3 protein-coding genes and 1 pseudogene are annotated in these 5193 nt (G+C 73.8%); 1 reads left to right on the top strand and 3 read right to left on the bottom strand.

Going from position 1 to position 5193, the window contains the following annotated elements; all coding sequences use genetic code 11:
• The 3 genes and pseudogenes from ADL15_RS11735 to ADL15_RS11725 all read right to left on the bottom strand — a co-directional run.
• A pseudogene (locus tag ADL15_RS11735) lies at nucleotides 1–1375 on the bottom strand (hypothetical protein); the annotation flags it as partial.
• 158 nt (nucleotides 1376–1533) lie between these two features.
• Nucleotides 1534–2196, bottom strand: a complete 663-nt coding sequence (locus tag ADL15_RS11730; RefSeq protein WP_067688344.1) for a response regulator — start codon at nucleotides 2194–2196, stop codon at nucleotides 1534–1536.
• Nucleotides 2193–3335 carry a sensor histidine kinase gene (locus tag ADL15_RS11725; RefSeq protein WP_067688341.1) on the bottom strand — a complete coding sequence of 381 codons (1143 nt, stop codon included), beginning with the start codon at nucleotides 3333–3335 and terminating at the stop codon, nucleotides 2193–2195. The genes ADL15_RS11730 and ADL15_RS11725 overlap by 4 nt, the downstream gene beginning before the upstream one ends.
• Before the next feature lie 120 nt (nucleotides 3336–3455).
• Here ADL15_RS11725 and ADL15_RS11720 point away from each other — a divergent pair, with 120 nt between their 5' ends.
• Nucleotides 3456–4781, top strand: a complete 1326-nt coding sequence (locus tag ADL15_RS11720) for a SpoIIE family protein phosphatase (protein ID WP_067688338.1) — start codon at nucleotides 3456–3458, stop codon at nucleotides 4779–4781.
• The last annotated feature ends 412 nt before the right edge of the window (nucleotides 4782–5193 follow it).

Below are 5193 nucleotides of genomic sequence, written 5' to 3'. Positions count from 1 at the left end.
TGGGAACGCGCGCGGGGGGGGGGGGGGGAAAGAAGGCGTTCCAGCCCCGGCAAAAGGGAAAGCTCACGGGGGGGAGGGAGAACGCGCCCCCGCCACTCCACCCGGCGACCACGGCGGGTGAGGGCGGCCGGCTGGCTGTCGGGGGTGTCTCGGGCGCGTTGAGGCACCTCTGGGGTCCAGCCGGCTCGTGTTGGCTGGCTGTCGGGGGTGTCTCGGGGGCTTTGAGGCACCTCTGGGGCCCAGCCGCCGCCTGCTGCTGCTGGTGACCCGCTGCCTCGCGCTGGCCGGGACTTCGGGGGAGGGCCGGGGCCGGTGCGGTGCGGCTGCGCCCGGGGGCCGGGTGGGCGGGTGTCGCGGGGCGGGTGGGCTTTGGTCGTACAAAATAGGCGGCGGTGGTGAGGAGCGACGCTGCCGTCAGGAAAAAGACGGCCGCGAGGGGCGGCAGGGTGTAGTTCGGGTCCTCGACCGGTGGGATCGCGAGCCGCAGCAGCAGGGCGCCGAGCGCGGTGACGACGCCGGTGATGATCAGGCCGCCGCGGCGCAGGTAGGGCCGGTGGCCGTGGCCCGCGAAGATCAACTCGGTCAGGACGATCGGGACGGTGATGCTGAATACCGGGTGGTAGGCCAGGTTCAGCTCGGCGTAGGCGGTGTTCAGGCCGAACAGGCGCGGGGCCCAGTCGGCGGCGCCGTACAGATGAGGGCTGGTCAGGCCCTGCAGCACCAGGCCCTCCTCGATCACGCCGTAGGCGGCCCCGAACAGCAGCAGGCTGGGAAACCCGCCACCGATCCGGTGTGTCACCTCCCGGATCAGCAGCGCGCCGCCGCCGTAGATGGGCAGGAAGATCAGTACGACCCAGGCCTGGCGCAGCGGCACGGTGCCCAGCGACAGTTCGGCGATCAGCGGGGCGAGCAGGACCAGCGTCCAGGCGGCGCCGCGGTGGCGGGGGCGGGTGTCGACCGGGACCGGCGCGTCGAAGGCGGACCGGACCGTCCGGGAGTTGACCGTGACCGCGAGGGCGATCAGGGTGACCAGTTGGACGGCCTGGACGGCGCGCAGCCACGCCGGATACTCCGCGGTGACCAGCAGCCAGCCGATCACCGGCACGCCCAGTGCCGAGATGATCCGGATCCGGCGCAGGGCCCGAGGATCACCGGTCCGTAACCGCCGGAGGATCCGGAGGTAGAGCAGGGCGACGCAGAGCACGGTGGCCGGGCGGCTCCACAACGTCCGAGCCAATCCGGCGGGGTCGGCGCCGGGGTGGTGAAGTCGCTGGTAGGCGAGGATCTGGTCGTGCAGCACCAGGGTGAGCAGCGCGAAGAGCACGCTTGCCGCGAGGGTGGCCAGGACCAGGGTGACAACGGTCTTCTTCGTCATGCCCTGACCGTAGGAATTCCCGGCGGTCGATTCCTCAGGCTGTGGAGGGGTCTTCGCTCTACGACTTCAGGATGAGGGCGGGCTGTCCGGAGGAGTGGGTTTCTGGGGAGGGCGGCTTCCTCAGCCGGGGCGGGCTTCCTCAGCCGGGGCGGGCTTTCTCAGGACGGGCGGGGGCGGACCACTCCCAGGTCGTAGGCGAGGACGACGGCCTGGACCCGGTCGCGGACGTCGAGTTTGCGCAGGACGGCGGAGACGTGGGTCTTCACGGTCGCCTCGGTGACGGTCATCCGCGTCGCGATCTCGGCGTTCGAGGCGCCCCGGGCCAGCAGCTCCAGGACCTCGCGCTCGCGGCCGGTGAGCCGGTCCAGCCGGGCGTCCGCGCCGGGCGGACTCAGGTCGGCGGCCACGAAACGGTCCAGCAGCCGTCGGGTCGCGGTCGGGGCGAGCAGCGCCTCACCGCGGGCCACCACCCGGATCGCCTCGGCCAGATCACCCGGGCGGACGTCCTTGAGCAGGAAGCCGCTCGCCCCGGCCCGCAACGCGGCGTAGAGCGATTCGTCCAGGTCATAGGTGGTCAGCATGATCACCCGAGGCGCGTCCGGGGTTGCGGTGAGCCGGGCGGTCGCGGTCAGCCCGTCCATTCCAGGCATGCGTACGTCCATCAGCACGACATCCGGCCGGCTCTGCGCCGCGAGTCGGAGAGCCTGCTCGCCGTCGCCGGCCTCACCGACCACCTCGAGGTCCTCCCGCGCCTCAATGATCATGCGAAAACCGACCCTGACCAGCGCCTGATCGTCAACGATCAGCACTCGTACGCTCATACCCGCCTCCCCGTCGAGGGTTGCCAGGGTAGGTGGGCTCGGACCAGGAAGCCGCCGGTGGCGGGGTCCGGTGCGGCGGTGAGCGTGCCGCCGAGCAGGACCGCACGTTCCCGCATCCCGCGGATGCCGTTGCCGGTGCCGTGCGGGGAACCGCCCCGGCCGTCGTCGCGCACCTCGACCGTCGCCTCCGAGGCGGTGACCCGGACCAGGACGTCCGCCTGCCGCGCGGCGGCGTGCCGGAGCGTGTTGGTCAGCGCCTCCTGCACGATCCGGTAGGCGCTCAGTTGCACCCCGGCCGGTGGCTCGGCGGCACCGTCGCGGCGCAGCGTCACCGGGAGGCCGGCCGCGGTGAACGTCCCGACCAGCCGGTCGAGATCGGCCAGGGTCGGCTGCGGCGGGGCGTCGAACTGCCCCGGATCGGTCGGGCCCGGCCGGGGTGGGGGGCTCGGGGCGTCGGCTCGTACCGTACGGAGAAAAGACCGCAACTCGGCCAGGGCCTCGCGGCCGGCAGCCTCGGTGCGCCGGATCGCCTCGCGGGCCTTTCCCGGATCGATGTCGAAGACGTCGTCCGCGGCCGCGGCCTGGATCACCATCACCGACACCGTGTGGGACAGCACGTCGTGCAGCTCCCGGGCGATCCGGGCGCGCTCCTCCAGGACGGCCTGGCGCTGCTCGGCCTCGTGCCGGGCGCTGCGGGCCCGGCCCAGCGCGCCCCAGCTCCAGGCCAGCAGCGACGCCGCGAGCCAGGCCCCGGCCGGCGCCCACCGGCCCTGCAGCAGGGCCGGCCCGCAGACCGCGAGCACCGTCGCGGCCAGCGCCCACCGGCTCTCCCGCGCGGGCCGCGCCCAGGCGTAGGTGCACAGCACCACGAAGACCAGCCCCGGCCCGAGCGACGGCACCAGCAGCTGCAGGGCCGCGCTGCCGGCCAGCACCGCCGCGGTCACCCGCCGGGGCGCACGGTCCAGCCACCCGAGCAGGGCGACCTGCCCGGCGGCCAGCGTCACGGCGAGGACCCGGCCGGGGACCGGCGGCAACCCGGCGGTGTCCAGCCAGAGAGCCGGCGCCACCAGGACCGCGCCCAGCAGGAGCAGGGCCCGGCGCCATCGCGGCGACAGGCGGGCCTGGTAGCCGTCCTCCATACTGACGGACCCTACCGCCGGGCCGGTACGCCGAGATCACGGCATTTCCCGGGCCGATCCGGGGTAGTGGGCAATTGTTCGGGACACCCGCGGAGGCGGCTGATCGACGTGGCGGGAGCGATGGAGTATCCGAGGGGTGTGCGGGCCGACGGGTTGCCCGCCGTGCTGTCCGATCCTGATCGGCTCGCGGCGCTGGCTGCCAGCGGGCAGTTCGGCAGCGCACCGGAGCAGGTGTTCGACGACCTGACCCGGCTCGCCGTCTCGGTGACCGGCTGCGCCATCTCGGCGATCACCTTCGTCGGCACCGAGCGCACGTACTGGAAGTCGGTGCCGCACCTGGCCTACACCGGGCGGGAGACCTGGCAGAACGGTGTCGGGGAGAGCTTCTGCTACTTCCCGATCGGGATGGACGGGCCGGTCATCATCGACGACGCGGCCAACGACCCCCGGGTGAAAGGACACCAGGCGATCGAGCCGTGGGGCGTCGGCGCCTGGGCCGGCTTCCCGATCATGACGGCGGACGGGCATGCGATCGGCACCATGTGCGTGATCGACACCAACCCACGGCAGTGGCGGACCGACGAGCTGGAGACCCTGGCGATCCTGGCCCGGGCGGTGTCCAACGAGGTGAACCTGCGGATCGCGCTGGCCAACGCCCGTACCGCGCTGGACACCGCGCAGGAGGCGCTGGCCCGGACCGGCGAGCTGTCCCGCAGCCTGCAGGAGAGCCTGCTGCCTCCGGTGCTGCTGCCGCCGCCCGGGCTGGACGCCGCCGCGCGCTACCTGACCGCCACCGGGGACGCGTCGGTCGGCGGCGACTTCTACGACCTGTTCCAGGCCCGCGGCCCGTGGTGGAGCGCGGTGCTCGGCGACGTGTGCGGCAAGGGCACCGAGGCCGCCAAGGTGACCGCGCTGGCCCGGTACACGCTGCGCGCCGACGCCGGGGAACACCTGTCGCCGGCGTCGGTCCTGCGCCGGCTGAACACCGCGATGCTGGCCCAGCGGGCGCCCCGCTTCCTGACCGCCGTGCAGGCCACGTTCCGGGCCACCGCGGCCGGGCTGGCCGGACGGCTGTGCCTGGCCGGGCATCCGCCGGCACTGATCCGCCGGGCCGACGGCCGGGTGCAGCCGGTGGGTGTGCCGGGGGTGCTGCTCGGGGTGGCCGAGACGGTCCGGGTGACGGACGTCCGGTTCCGGATGGCGCCCGGTGACCTGATGCTGCTCTACACCGACGGGGCGTGCGAGGCGCGGGCCGACCGGCGCGGTCCGGAACCGGGCAAGGCGATGTTCGACGAGGAGGCGCTGGCGCGGGCCCTGGCGGCCAGTCACGGCCTGGACGCGGCCGGCACCGTGGAACATCTGGCGGCGACGCTGAGCGCCTACCACCACGGCTGGCACAGCGACGACGCCGCGCTCCTGGCGCTGCGGGTCCCGGCCCACCCCTGACCCGGACCGCGGCGTCCCCATCGGTGACCGGCCGGCCGTCGCTGCCTCGAGCCGCGGGAGGCAGCCCTCAGCGCCGGCGGGGAGTGGTGGGGGCGCGATGTTCGCCGGCTCCCGGGGCCCGTGCCGCGGTTTCCGAGCCCGGCTGGTTCCTGGGGGTGTGTCAGCGGCCTGGATGCACCCCTGTGAGCCAGCCGGGGCACGGAGGCGCGGTGCGGTCCGGGGCGGGGCGGTGGCGGTGTCGCGCGGGTCCGGGGCGGGTCAGCGTCGTGCGTGGGAAGTTCGGGTGCGGGGCGCGCCGTAACTTCACACGCTCGCGGGGTTGGCTGTTTGCGTGGGGAGTTTGGGTGCGGAGCGCGCCGCAATTTCACACGCTTGCGGGGTTGGCTGTTTGCGTGGGGAGTTTGGGTGCGGA

The organism is Actinoplanes awajinensis subsp. mycoplanecinus (genome assembly GCF_001509495.1).
GTDB lineage: Bacteria > Actinomycetota > Actinomycetes > Mycobacteriales > Micromonosporaceae > Actinoplanes > Actinoplanes palleronii.
This window is presented reverse-complemented; position numbering and strand designations above follow the sequence as displayed.

Bases quoted from the DNA above. Each gene is read 5' to 3' on its own strand.
- ADL15_RS11730 (WP_067688344.1), bottom strand. From the start codon at position 2,196: ATGAGCGTACGAGTGCTGATCGTTGACGATCAGGCGCTGGTCAGGGTC.
- ADL15_RS11720 (WP_067688338.1), top strand. From the start codon at position 3,456: ATGGAGTATCCGAGGGGTGTGCGGGCCGACGGGTTGCCCGCCGTGCTG.
- ADL15_RS11725 (WP_067688341.1), bottom strand. From the start codon at position 3,335: ATGGAGGACGGCTACCAGGCCCGCCTGTCGCCGCGATGGCGCCGGGCC.